The following is a 25,326-nucleotide window of genomic DNA, read 5'->3' as shown; positions in this document are numbered from 1 at the left end:
AGGACGTAACGACCCATGGGAGCACAGCTTCGGGTCTACAAGCGCCGGATCCGCTCTGTCACCGCGACGAAGAAGATCACCAAGGCGATGGAGATGATCTCCGCGTCGCGCATCGTCAAGGCGCAGCGCGCGGTGGCCGCCTCCACTCCGTACGCCGATGAGCTCACCCGGGCGGTGACGGCGGTGGCCACCCGGTCCAACGCCAAGCACCCGCTCACCACCGAGAACCCGGCCGCCAAGCGCGCCGCGGTCCTGCTGATCACGGCGGACCGCGGCCTGGCGGGCGGCTACTCGACCAACGCCATCAAGGCCGCCCAGGTGCTCAGCGAGCGCCTGCGGTCCGAGGGCAAGGACGTGGTGACGTACATCATCGGCCGCAAGGGCGTCTCGTACTACACGTTCCGCGGCCTGACGGTGGCGGACTCGTGGACGGGGTTCTCGGACAAGCCGACCTACGGTGACGCGAAGACCGTGGCGGCCGACCTGATCGAGGCCTTCACGGCCGAGACCGGCGGCGTGGACGAGCTGCACCTGGTCTCCACCGAGTTCGTGTCGATGCTGACGCAGAACGCGGTCGAGGCGCGGCTGCTGCCGCTGAAGCTGGACGAGGTCCAGCTCAGCGACCAGTCGCCGGCCAAGTCGGAGATCTTCCCGCTGTACGACTTCGAGCCGTCGGCGGAGGGCGTCCTGGACGCGCTCCTGCCGCGGTACGTCGAGAGCCGGATCTACAACGCGCTGCTGCAGTCGGCCGCTTCCGAGCACGCCGCCCGCCGCCGCGCGATGAAGAGCGCGACGGACAACGCCGGCGAGCTCATCAAGTCGCTCACGCGGCTTGCCAACTCGGCCCGTCAGGCCGAGATCACCCAGGAAATCAGCGAGATCGTCGGCGGCGCCAACGCCCTCGCCGACGCTAGCCGCGGGAGCGAATGAGTATGACCACCACTGTTGAGCCGACCACGGCGACGGGCCGCGTCGCGCGGGTCATCGGCCCGGTCGTCGACGTGGAGTTCCCCGTCGACGCGATTCCGGACATGTACAACGCCCTGCACGTCGAGGTGGACAACCCCGACGGCACGGGCAAGAAGATCCTGACCCTCGAGGTCGCCCAGCACCTCGGCGACGGCATGGTCCGCGGCATCTCGATGCAGCCGACCGACGGCCTGGTCCGCGGTTCGCAGGTCTCCGACACCGGTGCGGCGATCTCCGTCCCGGTCGGCCAGATCACCAAGGGCAAGGTGTTCAACGCCCTCGGTGACGTGCTGAACGTCGACAAGGCGGAGTTCGACAAGCAGGTCGAGGTCCGCTGGCCGATCCACCGCAAGGCTCCCGAGTTCAAGGACCTCGAGTCCAAGACCGAGATGTTCGAGACCGGTATCAAGGTCATCGACCTGCTCACCCCGTACGTCACGGGTGGCAAGATCGGTCTGTTCGGTGGTGCCGGTGTCGGCAAGACCGTTCTGATCCAGGAGATGATCTACCGCGTCGCCGAGAACTTCGGTGGTGTGTCGGTGTTCGCCGGTGTCGGCGAGCGCACCCGTGAGGGCAACGACCTCATCGACGAGATGGTCGACTCGGGCGTTCTGGACAAGACCGCGCTGGTCTTCGGCCAGATGGACGAGCCGCCGGGCACCCGTCTGCGGGTCGCGCTGTCCGCGCTGACCATGGCGGAGTACTTCCGTGACGTCGAGAAGCAGGACGTGCTCCTCTTCATCGACAACATCTTCCGGTTCACCCAGGCCGGTTCCGAGGTGTCGACCCTGCTCGGCCGCATGCCCTCCGCGGTGGGCTACCAGCCGAACCTGGCCGACGAGATGGGCCTCCTCCAGGAGCGCATCACCTCGACCCGCGGTCACTCGATCACCTCGATGCAGGCGATCTACGTCCCCGCGGACGACCTGACCGACCCGGCGCCGGCCACCACCTTCGCCCACCTGGACGCGACGACCGTTCTGTCGCGCCCGATCTCGGAGAAGGGCATCTACCCGGCCGTCGACCCGCTGGACTCCACGTCCCGCATCCTCGACCCGCGGTACATCGCGCAGACCCACTACGACACGGCCATCCGTATCAAGGGGATCCTGCAGAAGTACAAGGACCTCCAGGACATCATCGCGATCCTCGGTATCGACGAGCTGTCCGAAGAGGACAAGATCACGGTGCACCGTGCCCGTCGCATCGAGCGCTTCCTCTCGCAGAACACCTACGTGGCGAAGCAGTTCACCGGTGTCGAGGGTTCGACCGTGCCGCTGTCGGAGACCATCGAGGCCTTCAACGCGATCGCGGACGGCAAGTACGACTCCGTCCCGGAGCAGGCCTTCTTCATGTGCGGTGGCATCGAGGACCTCGAGAAGAACGCCGCCGAGCTGGCGAAGAAGTAATCGCGGCCGGTAGCAGCTGAGCGTGACCGTGAGGGGTGGGCCCCAGCCCTGGGACCCACCCCTCGCGTCGCATCGGCTGTGATTCCGGTCAAATCCGTGCCGCCGGTTTCATGCCGGAGGCGCGGGGCCGTTATTCTTACCGAAACTCCCGAGTAATCGGGCGTTGCATGAGCCTAGGAGCCCACGTTGGCTGAGCTGCACGTCGAGCTGGTCGCAGCCGACCGCAAGGTGTGGTCCGGTGCGGCCACCATCGTCGTCGCCCGTACGGCCTCCGGTGACACCGGCATCATGCCGGGCCACACCCCGGTGCTGAGCGTGCTGGAGACCGGTCCCGTCACCATCCGCACGGTGGACGGCGGCACCGTGATCGCCGCGGTGCACGGCGGCTTCATCTCCTTCGCCGACAACAAGCTGTCTCTGCTCGCGGAGATCGCCGAGCTGGCGGACGAGATCGACGTCGCGCGTGCCGAGCGCGCACTGGAGAAGGCCAAGTCGGGCCTGGACGAGCACGCCGAGCGGCGCGCCGAGGTCCGTCTGTTCGCGGCGCGCGGCCTCAAGGCCCACGCCTGAGTGCGCCGGACCCCGGTTTAGCGGGGTCGACCGACGGTCCCGGGGACGCGCGAGCGTGACCCCGGGACTGTCGTCGTAGTTGGTAGGTCAGCGCGGTCGCTTGATACGACCGTTACGGGGAACGCGGGTAGCGAGGAGGTAGGTGAGCATGGTCCTCGCGCTTGTGGTGTGTGCGGCGGTCGTGGCCCTGGGAGTGATCGGGCTGATGGCCTTCGCCGTCCGACGCCGCCTGATCCAGCGGGTCGGCGGCACCTTCGACTGCAGTTACCGGCTCAAAATGCCCGCCGACGCCTCGACGCAGCCCGACCTCGACGAGAACGGCAAACCCACCTCAGCCCCGGTCCCCCCGACCGACGGCAAGGGGTGGGTTTTTGGTATCGGCCGCTACAGCGGTGACTCGATCGAGTGGTTCCGGGTCTTCTCGTACGCCCCGCGCCCGCGCAAGATGCTTCCGCGCCGGGAGATCGAGGTGCTCGGCCGGCGCTACCCGGAGGGCCAGGAGGAACTGGCGCTGCTGTCCGGCTCGGTGGTGCTGCGCTGCCTGCACAACGGGGCGCCGCTGGAACTGGCGATGAGCGAGGACGCGCTGACCGGCTTCCTGGCCTGGCTGGAGGCGGCCCCGCCCGGGCAGAGGGTGAACGTCGCGTAGCGGCCTCTCCAGGCGGGGTTAACGTCGCCTAACCCGGCGGCTACGCTGGCCGCATGGTCAATCTGACGCGCATCTACACCCGTACCGGCGATGACGGCACCACCGCGCTCGGCGACATGAGCCGGACCAGCAAGACCGATCCGAGACTGATCGCGTACGCGGACGCCAACGAGGCGAACGCGGCGATCGGGGTGGCCCTCGCCGTGGGGGAGCTGCCGGAGGACATGACGGCGGTGCTCGTCCGGGTCCAGAACGACCTGTTCGACGTCGGCGCCGACCTGTCCACCCCGGTGGTGGAGGACCCGAAGTACCCGCCGCTGCGGGTGCTGCAGTCCTACATCGACCGGCTGGAGGCGGACTGCGACGACTACCTGGCGCGGGTGGAGAAGCTGCGCAGCTTCATCCTGCCCGGCGGCACGGCCGGGGCGGCCCACCTGCACCTGGCCTGCACGGTGGTCCGGCGGGCCGAGCGCTCCACCTGGTCGGCGATCGCGGAGCACGGCGACAGCGTCAACCCGCTGACCGCGAAGTACCTCAACCGGCTGTCCGACCTGCTGTTCATCCTGGCCCGGGTGGCCAACAAGGAGCGCGGCGACGTGCTCTGGGTCCCGGGCGAGAACCGCTAGAACGCGACGAGGGCCCGTCCCCGGACTCCTCCCCCGTGGGGGTCCGGGGACGGGCCCTCGACGGTTCAGGGCCGGTCGGCGGGCGTGCCGCCGGGGGTGGTCCCGGCGAGGGTCTTCCCGGTGACCACCCGGCCGTCCTCGACCAGCACGCCGGCCGGTGGCTGCTTGGGCCAGAGCGAGTAGCAGCCGGCCACGATCACGTTGACCACGGCGGCGATGCCCAGCTTGAGGTACCACTGGAGGAAGGTGCCGAAGTGGGCGGAGCCCGCGGAGAGCGGGACGAGCAGGGTGATCAGGCTCAGCGTGACGGCGGCGGACACGACGGTCCGGCCGGCGATCTGCCACTCGTACCTGGTCCGCTCGGGCCCGTACTTGGGCGAGGGCAGCGGCTTGGGGCCGCCGGCGAAGCGGTGCAGGAAGTGCCGGTCGGCCCAGCGGACCAGCGAGGGGCCGTAGCCGATCGAGAAGCCCGCGTAGCTCGCGGCCAGGGCGTGCGTCCAGCTCGCGGTGGAGCCGCCGCGCAGGTCGAGGACGGTGAGGGCGTAGAGGGTGAGGTCGACCAGTGGCAGACCGACCAGCAGCGCGGTGCTGGTGCGGCGCCACCGGAGCAGGTAGCGGGTGGCGAGGCCGAGGCCGAGCAGGATCCAGAAGGAGATCTCGGCCGCGACGATGAGGGTGACGATCACGTTCTGCTCCCGGGTGTTTCGGCGGTGCTTCCAGCCTGGTGCGCGGGCGTGCCGCTGTCGTCGTCGCGCGGTGCCGTAGCGGCCTGCACCTTTCGATGTAGCGGGCTCCTCCGCGGACCGGAGCCGGGCCGGCCGCCGGGGGTGGTGAGATGGGAACGTGCCCCTCCCGTTCCCCGCCCTCTCCCCGCTCCGGCAGGACCAGCTGATCGCCCTCTGCGGGCTGCTCGGCGGTTCGGTGCTGATCGTCTTCAAGGTGTACGACCGGGCCGACCGGGTGCCGCTGTGGGCGGTGGTGCTGCCGCTGGTGGTGCTGGCGGGGCTGGAGCTGGTGCGCCGGACCAGGCCGGTGCTCGCGGTGTCGCTGGGCGGGCTGGCCTTCGCGGGCAGCCTGTTCGCGGGCAGCCTGCTGGCGACGCTGATCATGTACACCGACCTGCTGTACGCGGCGGTGATCTACGGCACCCCGCGGATGTCCCGGGTGCTGCACCTGAGCGGCGGGGCCACCGTGCTGGCGCTCTCCACCCTCGCGGCGATCTACGGCGGGACGTCCGGCGCGCTGCTGGTGGTGGTGGTCAGCTCGCTGGTCTTCCTGGCCCCGGTGTGGACCGGGGACGTGGTGCGCAAGCACCGGGAGGAGGCGGAGACCGAGCGGCTGCGGGCCGAACAGACCGCGCTGCTCTCGGAGATGGACCGGCGCGAGGCGATCGGCGCTGAACGGGCCCGGATGGCACGGGAGTTGCACGACGTGGTGGCCAACCACCTGTCGGCGATCGCGATCCACGCCACCGGCGCCCAGTCGGTGGCCCGGCGCCGGAGCCTGCCCGAGGACGATCCGCTGGTGGAGGTGCTGGCGGTGATCCGGGAGAACAGCGTCCAGGGATTGGCCGAAATGCGACGCATGATCGGGCTGCTCCGGGACAGCGGCGGGGGAGAGGTGGACGAGTCCTACGCGGCGCCCGACCTGGCCGCGGTGGACGCCCTGCTGGCCAAGGCCCGGGCGGCCGGCCAGGACGTCGGGCTGGACTTCGAGCTGTCCGAGTCCGGCGAGCGCGGCGACCTGCCGGTGCCGGTCGGGCTGGCCGCGTACCGGATCGTCCAGGAGTCGCTGACCAACGCGCTCAAGCACGCCGGGCCCGGACTGGTCAGCCTGCGGCTGGAGTTCGCGCCCGAGGAGCTGCGGATCGCCGTCGACAGCCCGTACCGGGGCGGGCCGGGCCGCGGGCTGCCCGGCGCCCGGGCGGGGCTGGTGGGCATGGCGGAACGGGCCGGGCTGCTCGGCGGCAGCTTCGAGGCCGGGCCGCGGGACGGGTACTGGAGGGTGCGCGCGGTGCTGCCGCGCGCCCAGGGGAACGAGGGGCGGGCATGACGATCCGGGTACTGGTGGCCGAGGACCAGGCGGCGGTGCGGGCGGCGCTGGTGATGATCCTGCGCGCCGAGCCGGGGTTCGAGGTGGTCGGGCAGGCCGCCGACGGCGAGGAGGCCGTCCGGCTGGCGCTGGAGCTGCGGCCGGACGTGGTGCTGATGGACGTGCAGATGCCCCGGCTGGACGGCGTCTCGGCGACCCGCGAGGTGGTCGCCGCCGGGGCCGGGCAGGTGCTCGTGCTGACCACCTTCGACCTGGACGAGTACGTCTACGGCGCGCTGCGGGCCGGGGCGTCCGGCTTCCTGCTCAAGGACCTGGAGGCGGACACCCTGGTCGAGGGCATCCGTACGGTGGCGCGCGGGGACGGCATGCTGGCGCCCTCGGTGACCAAGCGTCTGATCGGGGCCTTCGCCCGCCCCGAGCGGGCGGTCGGACCGGAGGCCCGGGCGGCGGTGGGGGCGCTGACCGGCCGCGAGCGGGAGGTGCTGGCCTGCATCGGCTCCGGGATGTCCAACGGGGAGATCGCGGCCCGGCTGGAGATGGCGGAGGCGACCACCAAGACGCACGTCAGCCGCATCCTGGCGAAGCTGCGGCTGCGCAGCCGGGTGCAGGCGGCGATCCTGGCCCAGGACCTCGGGCTGACCATCTGATCACCCTCTTGTCGCCCTCCGGTCGCCTTCTTGGGCGACCGACCAGGTCGGTTGCAGATCACACTCCCGATTGCTATTGCACGGGGGATTTGGGCATTAGAGTCCGGCCAGAGCGATGCGGCTCCTACGGCGGGTGACCCCTGTCCTGAGCCGCCTTCAGGGCCCGCCCGCAGGGCGGCGACGGCATCGGGAGACCCAGCCATGAGCAATGCGTCCAGCAAGCAGATCGCCGTGATCGGTGCCGGCCTGATGGGCGCCGGCATCGCCCAGGTGTCCGCGCAGGCCGGCCACTCGGTGGTGCTGCGGGACGTCACCGAGGAGGCGCTCCAGCGGGGCCTGGCGGGCATCCGCGCCTCGTACGGGAAGTTCGTCGCCAAGGGCAGGCTGAGCGCCGAGGACGCCGAGGCCGCGCTGGGCCGGATCACCACCACCACCGACCTGGGCGCCGTCGCCGAGGCCGACATCGTGGTCGAGGCCGTGTTCGAGAAGCTGGAGGTCAAGGAGGGCGTCTTCCGCGAGCTCGACAAGCTCGCCAAGGACGGCGCCGTGCTGGCCTCCAACACCTCCGCCATCCCGATCACCCGGATCGCCGCCGCCACGGAGCGCCCGGAGTCGGTCGTCGGCGTCCACTTCTTCTCGCCGGTCCCGATGATGAAGCTGGTCGAGCTGGTCCGCGGCTACAAGACCAGCGACGAGACGCTGGCCACCGCCCGCGCCTACGCCGAGGGCGTCGGCAAGGAGGTCGTGGTGGTCAACCGCGACGTGGCCGGCTTCGTGACCACCCGCCTGATCACCGCGCTGGTCGTCGAGGCCGCCAGCCTGTACGAGTCGGGCGTGGCCACCGCCGAGGACATCGACACCGCCTGCCGGCTCGGTTTCGGCCACGCGATGGGCCCGCTCCAGACCGCCGACCTGACCGGCGTGGACATCCTGCTGCACGCCGCCCGCAACATCTACGACGAGACCCAGGACGAGAAGTTCGCCGCGCCGGAGATCATGGCCCGCATGGTCACCGCCGGTGACCTGGGACGCAAGAGCGGCCGCGGCTTCTACCCGTACGAGGGCAAGTGAGCCGGCGGGGCTGAACGACCGGCGGGCCGTGCGATCGGAGCATCGTACGGCCCGCTCCGCCGGGCCGGGTGAGTTTCCTCACGCAGCGTGCCGCAGACGGGTGATTTGGGCGGTAATCGAGCGTAGGTGTGGGGCCGACCTGCGTATATTCCCTCGGACGGGTGAAGTTGCTTCAGATCTGGCCGGAACCAGCAACCTGCGGAGCCGGTTCACCGTCAGATGAGGGAACCCGGCATTCCGCCCGGGGCCGGGTGAGGGGCTGCGGCCCGCCCGGACGAACCCCCCGCTCCCGTACCCGGCACGGCCGGGGCGGACCCGCCCCGCACCAGGCCGTCCAGGCGAAGGAGGAGAGCATGCGCATCACCGGCGACCACACGGCGCTGGCCATCGAAGGCCGCCTCGACGTGCGCACCGCCGCCGACGCGCGGGTCCGGTTGCACCAGGCCGTGGACGGCGGCCTCGGCGACCTCGTGCTCGACCTCGCCCGGCTGGAGTTCTGGGACGCCACCGGGCTCGGCGTGATCATGGGCACCCACCGGCGGGCCGGCCGGATCGGCCGCCGCCTGGTGCTGCGCTCCGTCCCGGCCCAGCTCCAGCGGCTGCTGGTGGCCACCAAGCTGCACCGCATCCTGGCCGTCGACGGCGCCGCGGGCGTCGCCGAGGCGCACGGGGTCGCGCTCTAGGGCGTGTCTTCAAACTCGCGTCTGCGGGCCGACGCCGGTGCACGCACCTCGCCGCGTTGTCGTCGGTCGCCAATGCTCCGCAGTGGCTCCCTCCTCCGCCTTGCGATGCACGCACCCCAACGCCGCCCCGCCCACCCTCCGGGCGAACGACGGGAGTTTGAAGACACGCCCTAGACCCGGTTGCTCCGCGCGCCGGACCGCACGCCCGCGTACGTCCGACCCCGCCCGCGCAACGCCCCTGGTCAGCGCCGCCGACCGGTCGTCAGCCACGGACCGCTCTGCACGGTCGGGGCCGGATGTGCAAGAGTCTGCCCGTCAGAAGACGGCCGCCGGGGCTGCCTCCAGCCCGGCCGCGGCCGCGAGCGGGACGTCAGCCGGGCGGCGCGGGGCGCCGACGGCCGAGCACGATGCGGAGCAGAACGTGTCACAGCCATCCGGTGAGTTCCGGCAGGAGGCCGTCCGCACCCGTGGCGGTGAACTGGTCTCCGGCGGCCTGCTGGTGGGCGTCGGCGCACCGGACGGCTCCGAGGCCAGGACCTGTCCCGAGGAGTGGCGTCCGCGTCCGCGCCGGACCGGACGCAGCGAGCCCGCCCGCGGTCCGGTCGGCGGCGTCGGCCGCGCGGTCGGTCCGCTCGCGCTCGGCGCCGGGCCCGCCGACCTGCCGATGCTGGACCGCGAGGTCGACGTCGTCGAACTGCTCGGCCTGCTCTCCGAGGGCCGCTCGATACGCCTGGTCGGCCAGGCCGGCTCGGGCCGCAGCGCGCTGCTGTCGGCCGTCGCCGAGGCCGCCGCCGACCTCGCCCCCGGTGGAGTGGTGCAGCTCTGCGGCCACCGCCGGACCCTTCCCGACCTGCTCCAGGACCTCTTCGCGGCCACCCACCACGCCCCCGGCTACCGCCCCGACCCCGGGCAGCTGGCCGCCCACCTCGCCGAGGTCGGCGCGATCGTGGTGATCGACTCCGCCGAGCCCGCGGGCGCCGAGCTGGAGCAGCTGCTCGCCGCCGCCCCCGGCTGCGCCTTCCTGATTTCCGCCGCTCCGGACGGCCCGCCGCTGCCGGCCGGCTCCCGGCTCCAGGACCACCTGGTGGCCGGGCTCTCCCGCTCCGCCTGCCTCGCCCTCACCGCCCGGCTGGCCGGGCGGCCGCTGGACGTCGACGAGAAGGCCTGGGCGGTGGACCTCTGGTTCGAGTCCGAGGGCCTGCCGCTGCGCTTCGTCCAGGCCGCCGCCCTGCTGCGCCAGCGGGACGTCGCGGTGGACGCGCTGGTCGCCGCCGAGGACGACCGGATGGACGTCTTCGGCGCCGTCGAGGGGCCCGTCCACGACCCGGACCCGGCGATCCGGGAGGACGCGCTGCGCCGCACCGTCCCGCTGCCCTCGGTGGCGGAGACCGCCTCGCCCGCGGTGCGGCTCGCCGAGGGGCTGAGCGAGCCCGCGCAGGCCGTGCTGCGGCTCGCCGTCGCGCTCGGCGGCGAGTGCCCCACCGCGCCGCACCTGCCGGCGCTGATCGACGTCGGGCAGGGCGAGGCCGCGCTCGCCGAACTCGCCGACGCCGGACTGGCGGTGTCCATCGGCGGGCACCACCGGCTGACCGCCGGCGCGCAGGACCTGCTCGCCCCGCACTGGCCGGCCCGCGGCTGCGTCGACGGCGCCGCCCAGCACTTCGCCTGGTGGGTCGGGCACAGCTCGGTGACGCTGGAGCAGATCGCCGCCGAGGCCGAGGTGATGATCGGGGTGCTGCTCGCCGACCGCACCGCCGGGCGGCACGACGCGGTGGTCCGGCTCGCCCGTGCGGCGGCGCCCGCGCTGGCGCTGTCGCTGCGCTGGGGCGCCTGGGAGCGGGTGCTCCAGCTCGGTCTGGAGGCGGCCCGCCAGACCGGTTCGGCGGTCGACCAGGCCTGGTTCCACCACGAGGCGGGCGTGCACGCGATCTGCCTCCAGCAGCCCTCCCGGGCCATCGCCGAACTGGAGACCGCGCTCACCCTGCGGGCCGCCGCGGGCGACCAGCGCGGGGTGGCCGCCGTCGGCCGGATGCTCGACCTGCTGCGCGCCGAGGGCCGGCAGCTGCCGGCCGCCGCGCCCGCCGTGGCGGGGCCCGGCCGGGCCCCGGTGATCCGCAAGATCGCGGCCCGGGTGCCGGCCCGCCTGAAGTCCAGCCGGCGGCGGCGGGCGGCCGTGGTCTCCACAGCGGTGCTGACCCTGGGGGTGCTCGGCACGGCGGTGGCGATGAGCTTCAGCGGGCCGGACGAGGTCAAGGGGAAGGACCCGTACAGCGGCCGGATGGACGGCGGCGGCGACACCCAGGAGGCGCCGTTCCCGCAGCCCTCCGGCAGCACCGGGCCGGGGACGGCCGGTGCCGGGCCGGGCAGCCCGGCGGGGCAGGGGAGCGGCGCGCAGCCGTCCACGAGCGGCAGTGCCTCGCACGCGTCGAGCGCCTCGCCGACCAGGAGGCCGAGCTCCTCGCCGGGGGCGGGCGAGTCGCAGGCCCCGCAGCAGTCGCAGCCGCCCGCACCGGGCCAGTCGCAGCCGCCGGTCCAGCCGCCGGGTCAGTCGCCGCCGCCCCAGCAGACGGGGCAGCCCTCGCAGCCGCCGACGACGGGCCACAGCTCGTCGGCCCCGGCGTCCACCGCGAGCTCGCCGCCGCCCACGTCAGGGTCGCCGACGGCCCCGAGCGGGACGGCGAGCGCGAGCCCGCCGTGAGCGGTCAGAACAGCTTGAGCTTGTCGTCGTCGATGCCGCGCAGCTCGTCGTAGTCCAGCACCACGCAGCCGATGCCGCGGTCGGTGGCCAGCACGCGGGCCTGCGGCTTGATCTCCTGCGCGGCGAAGACGCCCTTGACCGGGGCCAGCAGCGGGTCCCGGTTGAGGAGTTCGAGGTAGCGGGTGAGCTGTTCGACGCCGTCGATCTCGCCGCGGCGCTTGATCTCGACGGCCACCGTGGAGCCGTCGGCGTCGCGGCAGAGGATGTCGACCGGGCCGATCGCCGTGGGGTACTCGCGGCGGATCAGCGACCAGCCGGCACCGAGCACCTCCATCCGGTCCGCGAGCAGCTCCTGGAGGTGTGCCTCCACGCCGTCCTTGATCAGGCCCGGGTCGACCCCGAGCTCGTGGGACGAGTCGTGCAGCACCTCCTCCAGCGTGATGATGAGCTTCTCGCCGGCCTTGTTCTCCACCGTCCAGACCCCGTCGGCCTCCTTGAGGACGCACGGCGGGGACATCCAGTTGAGCGGCTTGTAGGCGCGGTCGTCGGCGTGGATGCTGACGCTGCCGTCGGCCTTGACCAGGATCAGCCTGGTGGCGGAGGGCAGATGGGCGGAGAGCCGACCGGCATAGTCGACTGAGCAGCGGGCAATTACGAGACGCACGGTCGACCACGCTAGCCCACCGGGGCCAGTTGATGCGATTCCGCGACGGCTGGGTGAAGAAAGCGCGAACCCGGCCAACATTGAGGTCCTGCGGTCCGGCTACCGCCCGTCGAGGCCTGGCGCCCCCACCCTCGGGTCGCTACGGTGTGTGACGACACGCTCGCGGGATCGCTGTCAACGGGGATGGAGACTTCAGATGAACGATCCGACGGGATCCGGCCAATCTGGTGCACCGCACTGTGTTTCCGAAGCAATCCACAGGAATGACGGGCCCGCCGCTCCGTTGACTGCCACGCTGTTGTGAGCGCGTTCGGTGTCCGGGACGTCACGTCCCGTGGCGCCGCCGCCGTCGCGAAGGCGCCGGAAACCCCTGTCCCTCGGTGTTCCGGACGCCCCATGCGAAACCACCACCCTCACTGTGAGCTTGACCTACGCACGACCACCCGGGCGCCGCGCGGGTGGACCGCGAGAGGAGAATCCATGTCGCTCGACGTCTCACCGGCCCTGCTGGAGAAGGCCGAGCGGGGCGAGGTCGACGAGCGGGAATTCGTCGACTGCGTCCGCGTCTCGCTGCCGTACGCCTGGGACCTGATCAGCTCGCTGGTCGCCCAGGCGAAGGTCGACGGCACCGACTTCGCCGACAACCAGGTGCCACCGCCCAGCGAGCAGGCCCGTGGCCAGCTGCTGCGCGCCCTCGCCAGCGACGCCATCCGGGGCGCCCTGCAGCGCCACTTCGGGGTCCGGCTGGCGTTCCAGAACTGTCACCGGGTCGCGGTGTTCCTGCCGTCGGAGGCCAACGCGGCGCGGTACGACCGCTTCACCTCGGTCCGGGAGCAGCTGCTCAACCAGTCCGAGGAGCTGCGGGACTGCTGATCGCCTTCCCGCGGTGCCGCGGCGCCGGCCGCCCCGTTCCCCGGTGCGGGGGGAGGGGCGGCGGCCCGGGCCCGTGACCCGTACGGGGCTCAGCCCAGTTGCGGCAGCACCTCGGAGCCGAGCCGGGCGATGTTGTGCAGGGTCGCCTCCTCGTCGCCGCTGCCCTCGGCGAGCAGGGCGAAGCGCCGGATGCCGGTGCGTTCGGCGGTGGCCAGCAGCCGGTCGGCGCACTGCCGCGGGGTGCCCACCGCGTGCAGGTCGCAGAGCAGCTCGGTGTACTGGCGCGGGTCGCGCATCCTGCGCTCGCGGCCGTCCACGGTGCGGTGGGCGCCGAGCCCGTACTCGAACCAGCCGGGCATCGCGTTCAGCAGCGTGGACCGGGCCGCCGCGGCGCGGTCGTCGACCTGGGCCACCCCGGCCGCGACGTGCCGGCGGCCGATCCGGCGCAGCTGCTCCTCGGACCGCCCGGCGGCCAGCCAGGCGGACCGGTACAGCTCCAGCATCCGCAGCTTGTCGTCGTCCCCGGAGTGCATGCCGAGCAGCATCGGCAGGCCGCGCTCGGCGGCCATCCGCACCCCGCCCGGCGAGGTGCAGGCGACCACCACGGGCGGTCCTGACACCGGCCGCCCGGAGGCGGTGAGCTCCTCGCCGAGGCCCCCGTCGTCCCGGCGCTGGCGCGGGAAGCGCACCGGGCCGGACCGCTGGCCCAGGCCGAGCCAGCTGCTCAGGCCGGGCCGCCGCACCGGCTCGGTGGCCCGCGGCACCACCGCGACCTCGGGGAAGGCGAACTGCGGGCCGTCCGCGCCCACCCGGGAGCCGCGCAGCCAGCGCAGCAGCAGGTCCAGCCGCTCCGGGAAGCCGTTCTCGAAGGCGTCCACGCCGCCGCCGAACACGTCCAGGTCGATCCACGGGCCGCCGCGGCCCACCCCGAGCGTGAACCGTCCGCCGGAGGTGAGGTGCAGCAGCGCGGCCTGCTCGCCGAGCCCCACCGGGTGGTGGGTGGAGAGCACGCTGACCGCCGTGCCGACGCCGATCCGGCGGGTGCGGCCGAGCAGCAGCCCGGCCAGCGTGGCGGCGTCCGGGCACACCCCGTACGGCACGAAGTGGTGCTCGGCCAGCCAGACGCTGTCCAGGCCCGCGCGTTCGGCCTCGACGGCGGAGTGGACGGTGCGCTCCAGCGCCTCGCCGTGGCTCTGCCCGGGGAACTGCGCGGACAGCAGGAACAGGCCGACCCGCACCGGACCGGTGGCCGGCGGCAGCGCGCCGGCCCACTGGGTGGCCGGCAGCGGCTCGCCCGCGACGGCCGTCACCGGGGGGACGGAGGTCAGCGTCGGGCCGGGGGCGGGTGACCGGACCCCGACGGGCCGGCCGCTCTCGGCTCGGGCGCTGGTCTTGCTCATCGTGGGGCCTCCTCGGGTGCGCGCAGGGTCTGCGGGCCCCGCCTTCTCCCCCTGTGGGTATCGGATGTCATGTGCCAATGGCACGCCGAACCCCGAATTTCCCCGATGATCGGGTGGATCTCGGCAAAAACGCCGAAGTGCCGGACGGAGCCGTGGTAGTGGCCGTACGGGGCCCCGGGCGGCCGTAGGCTGGAACGACCCAGAGGCCAGCAGGAGAGGGAGTCCGCCGTGTCGCCGCGCCGCAACCGGATCAAGAGCGCCGCCCCCCACGAGAGCGCAGAACCGGCCGCCCCGCTCGGCGGTTCGCTGCGCCGCACCGAGAGCTACCAGGGCGACGACTGGGTGGTCCAGACGGTCGCCGGGACGGCCGGACGGTTCTACCGCTGCCCGGGCTGCGACCAGGAGATCCCGCCGGGGACGGGCCACGTGGTGGCCTGGCCGATGCACGGCGCGGGCGTGGACGACCGGCGGCACTGGCACCGCGCCTGCTGGGGAGCGCGGGAGCGCCGGGCCTCCAACCTGCTGCGGGGCCGCGGCGCTCCGCGGTACTGACGGCCGGGCCGCCGGGACGGCTACGCGTCGCGCTTCTTGAGCACCAGCGCGCCGCCGACCAGCGCGGCCGCCGTCCAGGCCAGGCAGATCAGGAAGCCGGTCCACGGCCCGTACGGCTGGCCGTGCTGCTCGTACACCAGCAGCATCCGGGAGCCCGCGTAGTCGGGGAAGTAGTGGGCCAGGGTCTTGACCTTCGGCACCGCCGAGAGGATCGGCGAGAGCAGGAAGAAGAACGGCACCAGCACGCCGAGCGCGAGCGTCTGGTTGTGCAGCATCGTGGTGACGCCCGCCGAGAACAGGCAGAGCAGCGTCAGGTACAGCGCCGCCCCGAACACCGCCCGCAGCACGTTCGGTTCGCCGATCGTGGTGGAGTGCGCGCCGAGCAGCGCCTGGCCGGCGAAGAAGGTGGCGAAGGCCGTCACCAGCGAGACCGCGAGGGCCAGCGCGCCGAGCACCACGGCCTTGCCGGTGAGCAGGGTGCCGCGCTGCGGGACGGCGGCCAGGGTGACCCGGACCATGCCGCTGCTGTACTCGTTGCCGATCGCCAGCACCCCGAAGACGATGATCGCCAGCTCGCCGAGCATGATGCCGGAGAAGGACGTCCCGGTGGCGTCGAACGGGGACTGGTCGCCGCGGCGGAACTCGGTGAAGTTGTTGTTGGTGAGCAGGGACAGCAGCGCGCCGATGCCGACCGTGACGACGAAGGTCAGCGCGAGCGTCCAGACCGTCGAGCGGACGCTGCGGATCTTCGTCCACTCGGAGCGCAGGACCGCCGGGAAGGACGCCATCTCAGTTCTCCTCCTGCCGTGCCGTGGTGTTCTGCGGGGCGCCGTCCGCCTTCCAGCCGGCGCCCCACTCGGTGGGCGCGCCGGCCGCGTCCAGGCCCGGGCCGTCGCCCGCGTGGTACTCCACCGAGTCGGCCGTCATCTGCATGAAGGCCTCTTCCAGCGAGGCCTGCTGCGGGCTGAGCTCGTGCAGCACCACGCCTTGGCCGGCGAACAGCTCGCCGAGCCGGGCGATGTCCCCGTCGACCACCTCGTAGGAGCCGTCCGGACCGGGTTCGTGCCGCAGGCCGGCCCGGGCCAGCACGTCGAGCAGCCGCTCGGGCTCGGGGCCGCGCAGCCGTACGGCGGAGCGGGAGTTGCGCCGGATGAACTCCGGCATCGGCAGGTCGGCGAGCAGCCGGCCCCGGCCGATGACCACCAGGTGGTCGGCGGTGACGGCCATCTCGCTCATCAGGTGGGAGGAGACGAAGACCGTCCGGCCCTCGCCGGCGAGGCGCTTCATCAGGTTGCGGATCCAGAGGATGCCCTCCGGGTCCAGGCCGTTGACCGGCTCGTCGAACATGACGATCTCCGGGTCGCCGAGCAGCGCGGAGGCGATGCCCAGGCGCTGGCCCATGCCGAGCGAGAAGCCGCGGGCCCGCTTGCGGGCCACCGGGGTGAGGCCGACCAGGGCGAGCACCTCGTCGACCCGGCGCTCGGGGATGCGGTTGCTCTGGGCGAGCCAGAGCAGGTGGTCGCGGGCGGTGCGGCCGGGGTGGACGGCCTTGGCCTCCAGCAGTGCGCCGATGTACTTGAGCGGCTCGCTGAGCTGGCCGTAGCGCTTGCCGTCGATGGTGACCCGGCCGGAGGTCGGGCGGTCGAGGTCGAGGATCATGCGCATGGTGGTGGACTTGCCGGCGCCGTTGGGGCCGAGGAAGCCGGTCACCACGCCCTGGGGGACCTGGAAGCTGAGGCGGTCCACCGCGAGGGTCTTGCCGTAACGTTTTGTCAGGTCGTGCAACTCGATCATTCGCGCTCCCTCAGGTCTTTGCCAGGCTAGGACAAAGGGGGTATCGCGGCCCGCTGAGTGGGCCCGCCGGGCGTGCCGGAATAGGTTGGTGGCATGACCCAGCTCCCCTCCGCAGTGTCGGTCCGCGAGAGCGGTACCGGAACACCACTCCTGCTGCTGCACGCCTTTCCTCTGAACGCCTCGATGTGGTCGTCCCAGCTGGACGCGCTGCCCGGCCTGACCGGGGACGAAGCGCGGGTGCTCGCCCCCGACCAGCGGGGGTTCGGCGGCACCGGGCTGGGCGACGACGAGCCCTCGCTGGACCTGGTCGCGGACGACCTCGCGCTGCTGCTGGACGCCGCCGGAATCGAACGCGCGGTGGTCGCCGGGCTCTCCATGGGCGGCTACGTGGCCCTGGCCCTGGCCCGCCGCCACCCCGACCGGCTGGCCGGCCTGCTGCTCGCCAACACCCGGGCCACCGCCGACACCGACGCGGTCCGGGCCAACCGGGAGCGGATGGCCGCCGCCGTCACCGCGCGGGACAGCGTGCGGCTGCTGCTGGACGAGCGGGTCGCGGCCGGGCAGCTCGGGCCGGACTCGCAGCACCTGGTGGAGCGGGTGGAGGCGATGGTCGCCGCCGCGTCGCCGGCCTCCGTCGCCTGGGCCCAGCGGGCCATGGCGGCCCGCCCGGACTCCCTGGACGTGCTGGCCGGCCTGCCGGTGCCGGTCGCGGTCGTGGCGGGCGCCGAGGACGCCCTGGTGGCGCCGGAGGAGGCCGAGGCGATGCTGCGGGCCCGGCCGGACGCCGAGCTGACCGTCCTGCCCCGGGTGGGCCACCTGAGCGCCCTGGAGGCGCCGGAGGCCTTCGACGCCGTCGTGCGCGCCCTGCTCGCCCGGGTGGCCGCCGGATGAGCCAGGAGAGTCAGGACGCGGCGGCCTGGGACTTCTCGGCGCTGGAGGTGAGCGGCCGGATGCCGGTGACCAACCGGGGAGAGGGGCTGGTCGAGCTGACCCTGGAACCGCTCGGCGAGGACTACTGGATGCGCCCGGGGGAGACCTTCATCGTCACCTCGTACGGCGACTACGGGCCCGGGCACCCCTTCGAGGTGCAGTACTGGCCGGACTCGGTGTCGGTCTGGTGCACCTCCTGGTTCGGCACCGTCTCGGACGACGAGGGCAACCAGCTCAGCAGCGGGTACCAGCGGCCGGACGGCGCCTACCCCCGCTAGGGACCCTTCGTCAAGCCGCGCCGGAGGCGATGACGGCGCGACAAGCCGACAGGCCCTCACCCGGGCGGGTGAGGGCCTGCGGTGCGGCTCGGCCGGTGTGCGTCAGCGCGACTGCTGGGCGGGCACGCCCAGGGTGTCGTCGGTCGGCAGCGAGGCGGCGGCCACGGCCGCGCCGGTCAGCGTCGCCAGCATCTCGCGGACGTTGGTCAGCTGGGCGTTGATGCTGTCGCGGCGGTTGGTGAGCGCCGCCAGCTCGCGCTCGGATTCGCTGCGGATGCGGTCGGCCTTGGCGTTGGCGTCGGCCACGATGTCCTCGGACTGGCGCTGGGCCGTCTCGACGGTCTGGCGGGCGCGGCGCTCGGCGTCGGTGCGCAGCTTCTCGGCCTCCAGGCGCAGCTGCTCGGCCCGGTGCTCGATCTCGGCCAGGCGCTTCTCGGCCTTGGCCTGACGGGCGGCCAGGTCGCGCTCGGACTGCTCGCGGCGCTTGGCCAGGTTGGTCTCGAACTCCAGCGCGGCCTGGGCGGCCTTGGTGCGGGTGTCCTCGAAGAGGGCGTCCGCCTCCTCGCGCTTGTTCTGGGCGTCCTTGTTGGCCTCGGCGCGCAGCTGGGCGGCGTCGCTCTTGGACTTGTCGACGATCCGCAGCCCCTCGTCCTCCGCCTTGGCCTTGCGGTCCTTGGCGTAGTTCTCGGCCTCGGTGCGGACCTGCTGGGCGGCGGCCTCGGCGAGCTCGCGGTGCTGCTCGGCGGCGCGGTGCGCCTCGTCGCGCAGGTCCTTGGCCTCCTCCTCGGCGAGTCGCAGGATCTTCTCGACCCGGGCGCCGAGACCGGCGTAGGAGGGCTCCGCCTCGGTGACCGCCGCCTGGGCGGACTGGGTCTCGAGGTGAAGCTCCTCGATGCGCTTCTCCAGCGCGCTGATCCGGGTCAGGGCACTGTCACGGTCGGCCACCAGCTTGGTGATCCGCTCGTCGACCTGGGCGCGCTCGTACCCACGGCGCACCAGGTCGAAGCCGTGAGGGGAGTGACTGTCGCTCATGGGGTTCTGGGCTTCCTGTCGTCAAACCGCTGAGGTGGTTGAGGGAATCCTGACACGGTACCGGAGTGTCGACGGCGTTATGCCGTTCTCTCACGGACAATGACCGCCAATGTCCGCTCAATCGGGTGGTGAGCTCTTGGAGCGATTGCCACCCGACCGGGGGGAGCCAACTCCGGCACCGGCCTTGGCGCCCCCGTCCTTCTTGGTGCTGCTTCCCCCGTTGGCCTGGGCGACCGGTGACGGCGCCTCGAACGCCTCCAGGGCGGACAGCACGTCCTGGACCCTGGAGATCTCGGTGTTGATGTCCTTGCGGCGGCGCACCAGTTCGTCCAGCTCGCGCCGGCCCTCGTCGGTGACCCGCTTCGCCTCGGCCTTCGCCTCGGCGAGCAGCCGCTCGGCCTCCGCCTTCGCCAGCTCGACCTGCTCGTCCGCGGACTCGTCGGCGTCCCGCAGCCGCTTCTCCGCCTCGGTGGAGGCCCGGTCCAGCCGCTCCTCGGCCTCCGCCTCGGACGACCGGAGCTTGGCCTCGGCCTTCCCGATGAGCGCCTCGGCGCGGTCGGTGGAGTTGGCGAGCTTGGTCTCCGCCTCCTTGAGCAGGCCCTCGGCCTTGCGGACGGCGGACAGCCGGACCTTGCTGGCCTCCGCGGAGGCCTCCGAGGTCAGCTCGGCCGCGCGGTCCTCGGCCGCCGCGACCAGGGCCGCCGCGCGGTCCTCGGCCTCGGCGACGGTGGCCACCGCCTGCTCCTCGGCCTCGGTCAGCTGCTCCTGGGCGGCCGTCACCAGCGCGTCCACCCGCTCGCCGGCCGACTTCATGGCCGCCGCGTTCTCCTTGCGGGCGCGCTCGTGCAGGGCCTCGACCTCGGCGTCGGTGCGCTCGCGCAGCTCCTCGGCGCGCTCGCGGATCGCGGTCGCGTCCCGGCGGGCCTCGGCGAGCAGGGTGTCCGCGTCGGAGCGGCCCTTCTCGACCTCGGCCTGACCGGCCGCCTCGCCGGCGGCGACCAGCCGGTCGGCCTCCTTGCGGGCGGCCGCGACCATGGCGTCCGCCTGCTCCTCGGCGGCGGCGGTGGTCGCCAGCGCGGTGGTCTGGGCGTCCTCGCCGAGCGCCTCGGCGTCCGCGAAGGCCTTCTCCAGGACGGACTTGGCGTGCTCGCGGGTGGCCTTGTCGAACTGCTCGGCGGCCTCCCGGGTCTCCGCGTCGTAGGCGTTGGCGCGGGAGTGGGTGGCGGAGTCGTAGTCGTCGGCCAGGGTGCGGGTGGCGAGGGCGTACTCGTCGGCCTCGGCGCGCAGGGCCGCGGACAGCTCCTCGGCGTCGGCGATGCTCCGGGCGCCCTGGGCCTCGGCCTCGGCCACCGTACGGGCGGCCTGCGCCTCCGCGTCGGCGCGCAGCTGCTCGGCGGCCTCCTGGGCGGCGCGCAGCTCGGCCTCGGCCTCCGCGCGCAGCTGCCCGTCGTAGGCCCGGGCCTCGGCGCGCTGCCGGCCGAGCTCGTCCTCGACGGCCTCCCGCTCGGCGGCCAGCTCCAGCTCGGTCTGCTCGCGCAGGGCGGTGGTCTCGGCCTCGGTGCGGGCCCGCAGGTCGGCGGTCTCGCGGTCGACGAGCTCGCGCTGCTCGGCGCTCTCCCGCTCGACCAGGCCGCGCAGCTCGGCGGCGTACGCGTCGGCGGACTCGCGCTGCTCGGTGCTCTCCCGCTCGGCCAGCTCCCGCTGCTCGGTGGTCTCGTACTCGGCGAGGGTGCGCAGCTCGGTGGCGTCCTGCTCGGCGGCCTCGCGGAGTTCGGTGACCTCCTGCTCGGCGGCGGCCCTGAGCGCGGCGATCTGCTCGGCGGCGGCCTCGTGCATGCCGGCCACCGACTGGCGGACCTCGGCGGCCTCGTCCTCGGCGGCGGCCACCAGCTCGGCGCCCTCGGCCTTGGCGGCGGCGATCAGCTCGGCGCGGTCGGCCCTGGCCTGCTCCAGCTCGGCGCCGGCCTCGGCGCGGATGCCGTCGGCGGTGGCGCGGGCCTCGGACAGCTCGCGGCCGGCCTCGGCCCGGACGGTCGAGGCCTGCTCGTTGGCCAGGGCCAGTTCGGCGGCGGCCTTCTCGCGGGTGGCCTTGGCGTCCTTGGCGGCCTCGGCGCGGCGCTGCTTGGCGGTGGCCTCGGCGCGCTCCAGCACCTCGTCGGCGGCGGCGCGCTGCTCGGCGGTGTGGGCGTCGGCCTGCTCGCGGACCTCGGCGGCGTAGGCGTCGGCGGCGGTCTGCTGCTCGCCGGCGTACGTGTCGGCGGCCTCGCGGACCTCGACGCTGTGCTTCTCGGCGGCTTCGCGGACCTCGACGCCGTACCGGTCGGCGGTCTCGCGGACCTCGGCGCCGTACCGGTCGGCCGCCTCGCGGACCTCGGCGGTCTCCGCCGCGGTGCGCTTGGTGAGGTCGGTGGCGTGCTGTTCGGCCTCGGTGCGGACCCGGTCGGCGTGGGCCTCGGCGGCCTCGCGCTGCTGGGTGGTCTCCTGCTGGGCCAGGGCCCGCAGCTCCCCGGCGGCCTGTTCGGCCTCGGCCCTGGTCTCCGCGGCGTAGGCGTCGGCCGCGGTGTGCTGCTCCGTGGCGTACGTGTCGGCGGCGGTGTGCTGCTCGGTGACGTACGTGTCGGCCGCGGTGCGCTGCTCGTCGGCGTACGTGTCGGCGGCTTCGCGGACCTCGACGCTGTGCCGGTCGGCCGCTTCGCGGACCTCGGCGCCGTACTGGTCGGCGGTCTCGCGGACCTCGGTCGTCTCCGCCGCGGTGCGTTCGGTGAGGTCGCCGGCGTGCTGTTCGGCCTCGGTGCGGACCCGGTCGGCGTAGGCCTCGGCGGCCTCGCGCTGCTGACTGGTCTCGCGCTGGGCGAGCGCCCGCAGCTCCCCGGCGGCCTGTTCGGCCTCGGCCCTGGTCTCCGCGGCGGCCTGTTCGGCCTGCTCGCGGGCGGCCTCGGCCGCGTCCAGGTGCTCGGAGGTCTCCTCGCGCTCGCGCCGCAGGCCGTCGGCGGCCTCCTCGCGTTCGCGCCGGCTCTCCTCGCGCAGCGCGTTCGCGGCCGCCTCGGCCTCGGCCCGGGCCCGGGCGGCCTCGGTGTCGGCCTCGGTGCGCACCCGCTCGGCGTCGGCCACCGCGGCGTCCCGGACGGCCTTCGCCTCGGCCTGTGCCTCGGTGGTCGTAGCCTCTGCCGCGGCGGTCGCCTCGGCACGCACCCGCTGGTCGAACTCGGTTGCGTCGCGCCGGAGTTCGGCGGTCTCGCGCTCGGCGGCGGACCGGTTCTCGGCGGCCGCGGCCTTGGCGGCGGCGAGCGCGTCCTGGCCCTGCTGCTCGGCGGCCTCGGTGATCTTCCCGGCCTCGGCCCGGGCCCGGGTCAGGGTCTGCTCGGCCCGGCCCTGGGTCTCGGCGGCCTGCTCCTGGGCCTGCTCGCGCAGCCGCTCGATCTCCCCGGCGGCACCCGCGCGCAGCTCGTCCGCGTCGGCCTTGGCCTTGGTGAGCAGCTCCTCGGCGTTCTTCGCCGACTCCTCGATCTGGACCACGGCCTGGCGGCGGGCCTCGCCGCGCACCCGGTCGGCCTCGGCGGCGGCCTGGGCGCGCAGCTCCTCGGCCTCGGCCCGCAGCCGGGCCGCCTCGTCCTGCATCTGCTCGATCCGCTCGCGGATCGCGGCGGCGTCGTCCAGGGCGGCGTTCTGGGCCTGCTCGACGGCGGCCTGGGCCTGCTCGCGCAGGCGCTGCGCCTCGGCGGCGGCCTCGGCGCGGATCCGCTCGGCCTCGGCGGCGGCCTCGCCGCGCACGGTCTCGGCGTCCTGGTCGGCCCGGCCGAGGACCTCCTCGGCGGTCTTGGCGGCCTTGGCGAGGTGGACGGTGGCGTCCTTGGCGCCGGCCGCCCGGCCCGCCTCCTCGGCCTCGCCGCGCAGTCGCTGGGCGTCGGCCTCGGCGTGCGCGCGCAGCTCGGCGACGTCCCGCTCGGCCAGGGCGCGGAGTTCGGCGATCGCCGCCTCGGCCTCGGCCTTCAGTTCGGAGGCCACCGACTCGGCGGTGGCCCGCAGCCGCTCGCTCTCCTCGGCGGCGGCGGCCCGGGCGGCGTCGGCCTCGGCCTGCTTGGTGGCGGCCTCGGTGCGGACGCCCTCGGCCTCGGCCCGGATCGCCGAGGCCTCCTTGGTGGCCTGGGCGACCATCCGGGCCACCTCGGCCCGGGCGGTCTGCGAGCGCTGCTCGTTGGCGGCCTCGCCGTCGGCGACCCTGCGCTCGGCGGCGGCCTCGGCGTCGGCCTGGAGCTGCTCGGCGGCCTGCTCGGCCTGGGCGCGCAGTTCGGTGGCCTCGTGGCGGGTGCGCTCCGCCTCGGCGATCGCCTCGGCGCGCAGCCGCTCTATCTCGGCCTTGGCGGCGGCGAGCTGCTGCTCGGCCCGGGCCTGCTCGTTGGCGGCCTGCGCCTTGAGCCGGCCGATCTCGGCCTGGGCGGCGACCAGCTGGCCCTCGGCGGCGGCGTGCGCGGCGGCCAGCTGCTGCTGGGCCTCGCCGCGGGCGGCGTCCACGTCGGCGGCGGCCTGGGCGCCGGCCTGCTGGGCCTGCTCGGAGGCGGCGCGCAGCAGGCGCTCGGCGTCGTTCTGGGCCCGCTGCAGGGCGGCCTCGGCGGCGGCCTGGGCCTCGCCGCGGGCGGCGTCCACGTCGGCGGCGGTCTGGGCGCGGGCGTGGTCGGAGAGGGCGACGGCCTCCGCACGGGCGGCGGCGACCATCCGCTCGGCCTCGGCGCGGGCGTCCTGGAGCAGCCGCTGGGCCTCCTGCTCGGAGCCGGCCCGGGTCTGCTCGGCCCAGCCGTTGACGTGCTGCTCGGCGGAGCGGCGCAGCTCGGCGAGCTCGTCCTCCAGCTGGCGGCGACGGGCGGCGAGGTCGGCTTCCAGCCGGGCGGTGCGCTCGGCGGCCTCGGCCATGATCCGCTGGGTGGCGGCCTGGGAGTCGCGCAGCTGGCGCTCGGCGTCGGCGCGCAGCTGCTGGGCCTGCATCTCGGCGGTGCGGAGCATCTGCTCGGCCTGGCCGGAGACGGCGTCGAAGGCGCGCGGCTGGGCCAGCATCCGGCGGGACTCGTGCAGTTTCGCCCGCAGGACCTCCACCTGGTAGGCGAGGTCTTCGGCATGCTCGACTGCCTTGTCGCGCTCCTTCCGAGTCCGACCCATCTCGGCCTCGAACTGGGAGAGGTGATCGTCAGCCTCGTAGCGGTCGTTGCCCCGCACTCCGCGGTCCCATCCATCTCCTGGTCGCGTCCTCGACCCGGCCGGTTCCGGGCTCCGGTATCCCGGGCGCCGGTCCGACTGGTCCTTGCATCCGCAGCCGGTGGACGGTCCCCCGCCATGCCGGGGCCGCCCGCCGCGGTCGTCGGAATCCGGGGCGCGGGAGCGCGGGGGTGCCGCGTTCCCCCGTCCGAGTGGACTCCTGGGCGAACTCTTGCCTTGTGGAGAATGGTGACAGATCCGTCTTGCGACTGTTCAGCCGTGCCCGCGTAATGGACTCCCCTTGCGACGGGCCGACCGCCGGAGGGCGGACAGGCCTGTCTTCGGCCGTGCCCGTCGCCTCCGTCCCCCGGAGCCTTCGCGCACCTGGGCATTGTAGTGGGAGCGCACTGCGGGGGAATGGCCGCAGGGGTGTTTTCCGGCTCTTCCCGCCAGGTTACTGACGGGTCATGACCGACGGACCGTCGGCTGCCCCCGGGACGCCGCGCGCCCGGGGGCGGGCCGGGAGGGGGTCAGTGCCCGTCGTGGCCCTGCTGCGCGGAGGTGACCAGCTCGGTCAGCACGCCGCCGCAGTCCTTGGGGTGCAGGAAGGTGATCCGCGAACCCATCGAGCCGATCCGCGGCTGGTCGTAGAGGACCCGGACGCCCTTGTCCCGGATGGCCTCGGAGTCGCCGTCCACGTCGGCGGTGCCGAAGGCGATGTGGTGCACGCCCTCGCCGTTCTTCTCCAGCCACTTGGCCACGGTGGAGTCGGGCCGGGTGGGCTCCAGCAGCTGGAGGTACGAGGCGCCGCCGTCGTCGGTGCCGTTGATCCGGAGCATGGCCTCGCGGACGCCCTGCTCCTCGTTGACCTCGGAGTGGAAGACCTCGAAACCGTAGGTGGCGCGGTAGAACTCGACCGTCTTGTCGAGGTCTCGGCAGGCGATGCCGATGTGGTCGATGCGGGTCAGCACGACGGCCTCCGGGAGGTGGGGAGAAGGTGGTGGGGCTAAAGGTGCACCCAGTGCAGCGCATGGCCCGCGACGGGCGCCAGTGCCGGGCGTGCGAGCCTGCTCACACGGCGGGCCGCCCGGCGGACGGCCCGCGGGCGGTTCACCCGGAGCGGGTCGGCACGGTGTTGACTGGATGGTGCCAGTGCGCTCGATCACACCGTCGCTCCGGTGACGGGCGGGTAGCAGGTCAGTACATTGAGCGCATCCTCACCTGGCCACGACGTGCGAAGGG

At 73.7% G+C, this 25,326-nt stretch carries 22 protein-coding genes; 14 read left to right on the top strand and 8 right to left on the bottom strand.

From position 1 onward, the window contains the following. The first annotated feature begins 15 nt into the window (after positions 1 to 15). The 5 genes from ACLWS4_RS16030 (at position 16) to ACLWS4_RS16010 (ending at position 4,223) form a co-directional block, all read left to right on the top strand. Entirely contained in the window at positions 16 to 930 is a 915-nt protein-coding gene (locus tag ACLWS4_RS16030) for a F0F1 ATP synthase subunit gamma (RefSeq protein WP_049651803.1), read from the top strand. 2 nt (positions 931 to 932) lie between these two features. Then, on the top strand, positions 933 to 2,378 hold the full coding sequence (gene atpD / locus ACLWS4_RS16025) for a F0F1 ATP synthase subunit beta (RefSeq protein WP_049651802.1): 1,446 nt from the start codon (positions 933 to 935) through the stop codon (positions 2,376 to 2,378). 186 nt (positions 2,379 to 2,564) lie between these two features. Continuing rightward, positions 2,565 to 2,948 carry a F0F1 ATP synthase subunit epsilon gene (locus ACLWS4_RS16020; protein WP_030235805.1) on the top strand — a complete coding sequence of 128 codons (384 nt, stop codon included), beginning with the start codon at positions 2,565 to 2,567 and terminating at the stop codon, positions 2,946 to 2,948. 148 nt (positions 2,949 to 3,096) lie between these two features. Continuing rightward, entirely contained in the window at positions 3,097 to 3,597 is a 501-nt protein-coding gene (locus tag ACLWS4_RS16015) for a DUF2550 domain-containing protein (RefSeq protein ID WP_049651801.1), read from the top strand. A gap of 53 nt (positions 3,598 to 3,650) precedes the next feature. Continuing rightward, positions 3,651 to 4,223 (top strand): cob(I)yrinic acid a,c-diamide adenosyltransferase, encoded by a 573-nt coding sequence (locus ACLWS4_RS16010; RefSeq protein ID WP_049651800.1) that lies wholly within the window; start codon positions 3,651 to 3,653, stop codon positions 4,221 to 4,223. Positions 4,224 to 4,288: 65 nt separating this feature from the next. Here ACLWS4_RS16010 and ACLWS4_RS16005 read toward each other — a convergent pair whose 3' ends face one another. Further along, positions 4,289 to 4,909: a hypothetical protein gene (locus ACLWS4_RS16005; protein WP_063780161.1), complete on the bottom strand. Its 621-nt coding sequence runs from the start codon at positions 4,907 to 4,909 to the stop codon at positions 4,289 to 4,291. Positions 4,910 to 5,066: 157 nt separating this feature from the next. On the opposite strand from ACLWS4_RS16005, the gene ACLWS4_RS16000 reads away from it, so the two are divergent. The 5 genes from ACLWS4_RS16000 (at position 5,067) to ACLWS4_RS15980 (ending at position 11,374) form a co-directional block, all read left to right on the top strand. Then, a complete protein-coding gene (locus tag ACLWS4_RS16000; protein WP_416874417.1) occupies positions 5,067 to 6,275 on the top strand; it encodes a sensor histidine kinase in 1,209 nt (402 codons plus the stop codon). Further along, entirely contained in the window at positions 6,272 to 6,922 is a 651-nt protein-coding gene (locus ACLWS4_RS15995) for a response regulator (protein ID WP_049651798.1), read from the top strand. The genes ACLWS4_RS16000 and ACLWS4_RS15995 overlap by 4 nt, the downstream gene beginning before the upstream one ends. Positions 6,923 to 7,123: 201 nt before the next feature. Then, entirely contained in the window at positions 7,124 to 7,993 is an 870-nt protein-coding gene (locus tag ACLWS4_RS15990) for a 3-hydroxyacyl-CoA dehydrogenase family protein (RefSeq protein WP_416874416.1), read from the top strand. A gap of 353 nt (positions 7,994 to 8,346) precedes the next feature. Continuing rightward, complete coding sequence (locus ACLWS4_RS15985) at positions 8,347 to 8,676, top strand: STAS domain-containing protein (RefSeq protein WP_049651796.1); 330 nt, start codon at positions 8,347 to 8,349, stop codon at positions 8,674 to 8,676. Positions 8,677 to 9,097: 421 nt separating this feature from the next. Next, the gene (locus tag ACLWS4_RS15980) at positions 9,098 to 11,374 is read left to right on the top strand and encodes an ATP-binding protein (protein ID WP_416874415.1); all 2,277 of its coding nucleotides are present in this window, start codon (positions 9,098 to 9,100) and stop codon (positions 11,372 to 11,374) included. Between the two features lie 4 nt (positions 11,375 to 11,378). Here ACLWS4_RS15980 and nucS read toward each other — a convergent pair whose 3' ends face one another. Then, positions 11,379 to 12,038: an endonuclease NucS gene (gene nucS / locus ACLWS4_RS15975; protein ID WP_049655746.1), complete on the bottom strand. Its 660-nt coding sequence runs from the start codon at positions 12,036 to 12,038 to the stop codon at positions 11,379 to 11,381. A gap of 480 nt (positions 12,039 to 12,518) precedes the next feature. Here nucS and ACLWS4_RS15970 point away from each other — a divergent pair, with 480 nt between their 5' ends. Further along, on the top strand, positions 12,519 to 12,911 hold the full coding sequence (locus tag ACLWS4_RS15970; RefSeq protein ID WP_030282024.1) for an SCO5389 family protein: 393 nt from the start codon (positions 12,519 to 12,521) through the stop codon (positions 12,909 to 12,911). An 89-nt stretch (positions 12,912 to 13,000) separates the two neighbouring features. Here the strand turns inward: ACLWS4_RS15970 and ACLWS4_RS15965 are convergent, their stop codons facing one another. Further along, positions 13,001 to 14,149: an LLM class flavin-dependent oxidoreductase gene (locus ACLWS4_RS15965; RefSeq protein WP_416874447.1), complete on the bottom strand. Its 1,149-nt coding sequence runs from the start codon at positions 14,147 to 14,149 to the stop codon at positions 13,001 to 13,003. 390 nt (positions 14,150 to 14,539) lie between these two features. On the opposite strand from ACLWS4_RS15965, the gene ACLWS4_RS15960 reads away from it, so the two are divergent. Then, positions 14,540 to 14,863: a hypothetical protein gene (locus ACLWS4_RS15960; protein ID WP_049655743.1), complete on the top strand. Its 324-nt coding sequence runs from the start codon at positions 14,540 to 14,542 to the stop codon at positions 14,861 to 14,863. A gap of 20 nt (positions 14,864 to 14,883) precedes the next feature. On the opposite strand, the gene ACLWS4_RS15955 is transcribed toward ACLWS4_RS15960, so the two are convergent. Next, positions 14,884 to 15,651, bottom strand: coding sequence for an ABC transporter permease subunit (locus tag ACLWS4_RS15955; RefSeq protein WP_049655741.1), 768 nt, complete (start codon positions 15,649 to 15,651; stop codon positions 14,884 to 14,886). A 1-nt stretch (position 15,652) separates the two neighbouring features. Then, the gene (locus tag ACLWS4_RS15950) at positions 15,653 to 16,657 is read right to left on the bottom strand and encodes an ABC transporter ATP-binding protein (protein WP_049655738.1); all 1,005 of its coding nucleotides are present in this window, start codon (positions 16,655 to 16,657) and stop codon (positions 15,653 to 15,655) included. Between the two features lie 93 nt (positions 16,658 to 16,750). Here ACLWS4_RS15950 and ACLWS4_RS15945 point away from each other — a divergent pair, with 93 nt between their 5' ends. Both ACLWS4_RS15945 and ACLWS4_RS15940 read left to right on the top strand, forming a co-directional pair. Next, positions 16,751 to 17,548 (top strand): alpha/beta fold hydrolase, encoded by a 798-nt coding sequence (locus tag ACLWS4_RS15945; RefSeq protein ID WP_107418680.1) that lies wholly within the window; start codon positions 16,751 to 16,753, stop codon positions 17,546 to 17,548. Next, on the top strand, positions 17,545 to 17,865 hold the full coding sequence (locus tag ACLWS4_RS15940) for a hypothetical protein (RefSeq protein ID WP_049655736.1): 321 nt from the start codon (positions 17,545 to 17,547) through the stop codon (positions 17,863 to 17,865). The genes ACLWS4_RS15945 and ACLWS4_RS15940 overlap by 4 nt, the downstream gene beginning before the upstream one ends. A gap of 102 nt (positions 17,866 to 17,967) precedes the next feature. On the opposite strand, the gene ACLWS4_RS15935 is transcribed toward ACLWS4_RS15940, so the two are convergent. The 3 genes from ACLWS4_RS15935 to mce all read right to left on the bottom strand — a co-directional run bounded on the left by ACLWS4_RS15935 (position 17,968) and on the right by mce (position 25,055). Next, on the bottom strand, positions 17,968 to 18,897 hold the full coding sequence (locus ACLWS4_RS15935; protein WP_049655735.1) for a cellulose-binding protein: 930 nt from the start codon (positions 18,895 to 18,897) through the stop codon (positions 17,968 to 17,970). A 117-nt stretch (positions 18,898 to 19,014) separates the two neighbouring features. Continuing rightward, positions 19,015 to 24,048, bottom strand: a complete 5,034-nt coding sequence (locus ACLWS4_RS15930) for a hypothetical protein (protein WP_416874414.1) — start codon at positions 24,046 to 24,048, stop codon at positions 19,015 to 19,017. A gap of 566 nt (positions 24,049 to 24,614) precedes the next feature. Next, positions 24,615 to 25,055: a methylmalonyl-CoA epimerase gene (mce, locus tag ACLWS4_RS15925; RefSeq protein ID WP_049651447.1), complete on the bottom strand. Its 441-nt coding sequence runs from the start codon at positions 25,053 to 25,055 to the stop codon at positions 24,615 to 24,617. Positions 25,056 to 25,326 lie beyond the last annotated feature (271 nt).

The organism is Kitasatospora sp. SC0581 (assembly GCF_048159585.1).
Classification (GTDB): Bacteria; Actinomycetota; Actinomycetes; order Streptomycetales; family Streptomycetaceae; genus Kitasatospora.
This window is presented reverse-complemented; position numbering and strand designations above follow the sequence as displayed.

Excerpts from the sequence above, each read along its gene's own strand:
- ACLWS4_RS16030 (WP_049651803.1), top strand. The coding sequence starts at position 16 with ATGGGAGCACAGCTTCGGGTCTACAAGCGCCGGATCCGCTCTGTCACC.
- atpD (WP_049651802.1), top strand. The coding sequence starts at position 933 with ATGACCACCACTGTTGAGCCGACCACGGCGACGGGCCGCGTCGCGCGG.
- ACLWS4_RS16015 (WP_049651801.1), top strand. The coding sequence starts at position 3,097 with ATGGTCCTCGCGCTTGTGGTGTGTGCGGCGGTCGTGGCCCTGGGAGTG.
- ACLWS4_RS16010 (WP_049651800.1), top strand. The coding sequence starts at position 3,651 with ATGGTCAATCTGACGCGCATCTACACCCGTACCGGCGATGACGGCACC.
- ACLWS4_RS15995 (WP_049651798.1), top strand. The coding sequence starts at position 6,272 with ATGACGATCCGGGTACTGGTGGCCGAGGACCAGGCGGCGGTGCGGGCG.
- ACLWS4_RS15990 (WP_416874416.1), top strand. The coding sequence starts at position 7,124 with ATGAGCAATGCGTCCAGCAAGCAGATCGCCGTGATCGGTGCCGGCCTG.
- ACLWS4_RS15985 (WP_049651796.1), top strand. The coding sequence starts at position 8,347 with ATGCGCATCACCGGCGACCACACGGCGCTGGCCATCGAAGGCCGCCTC.
- ACLWS4_RS15970 (WP_030282024.1), top strand. The coding sequence starts at position 12,519 with ATGTCGCTCGACGTCTCACCGGCCCTGCTGGAGAAGGCCGAGCGGGGC.
- ACLWS4_RS15955 (WP_049655741.1), bottom strand. The coding sequence starts at position 15,651 with ATGGCGTCCTTCCCGGCGGTCCTGCGCTCCGAGTGGACGAAGATCCGC.
- ACLWS4_RS15950 (WP_049655738.1), bottom strand. The coding sequence starts at position 16,657 with ATGATCGAGTTGCACGACCTGACAAAACGTTACGGCAAGACCCTCGCG.
- ACLWS4_RS15945 (WP_107418680.1), top strand. The coding sequence starts at position 16,751 with ATGACCCAGCTCCCCTCCGCAGTGTCGGTCCGCGAGAGCGGTACCGGA.
- ACLWS4_RS15940 (WP_049655736.1), top strand. The coding sequence starts at position 17,545 with ATGAGCCAGGAGAGTCAGGACGCGGCGGCCTGGGACTTCTCGGCGCTG.
- ACLWS4_RS15935 (WP_049655735.1), bottom strand. The coding sequence starts at position 18,897 with ATGAGCGACAGTCACTCCCCTCACGGCTTCGACCTGGTGCGCCGTGGG.
- ACLWS4_RS15930 (WP_416874414.1), bottom strand. The coding sequence starts at position 24,048 with ATGGGTCGGACTCGGAAGGAGCGCGACAAGGCAGTCGAGCATGCCGAA.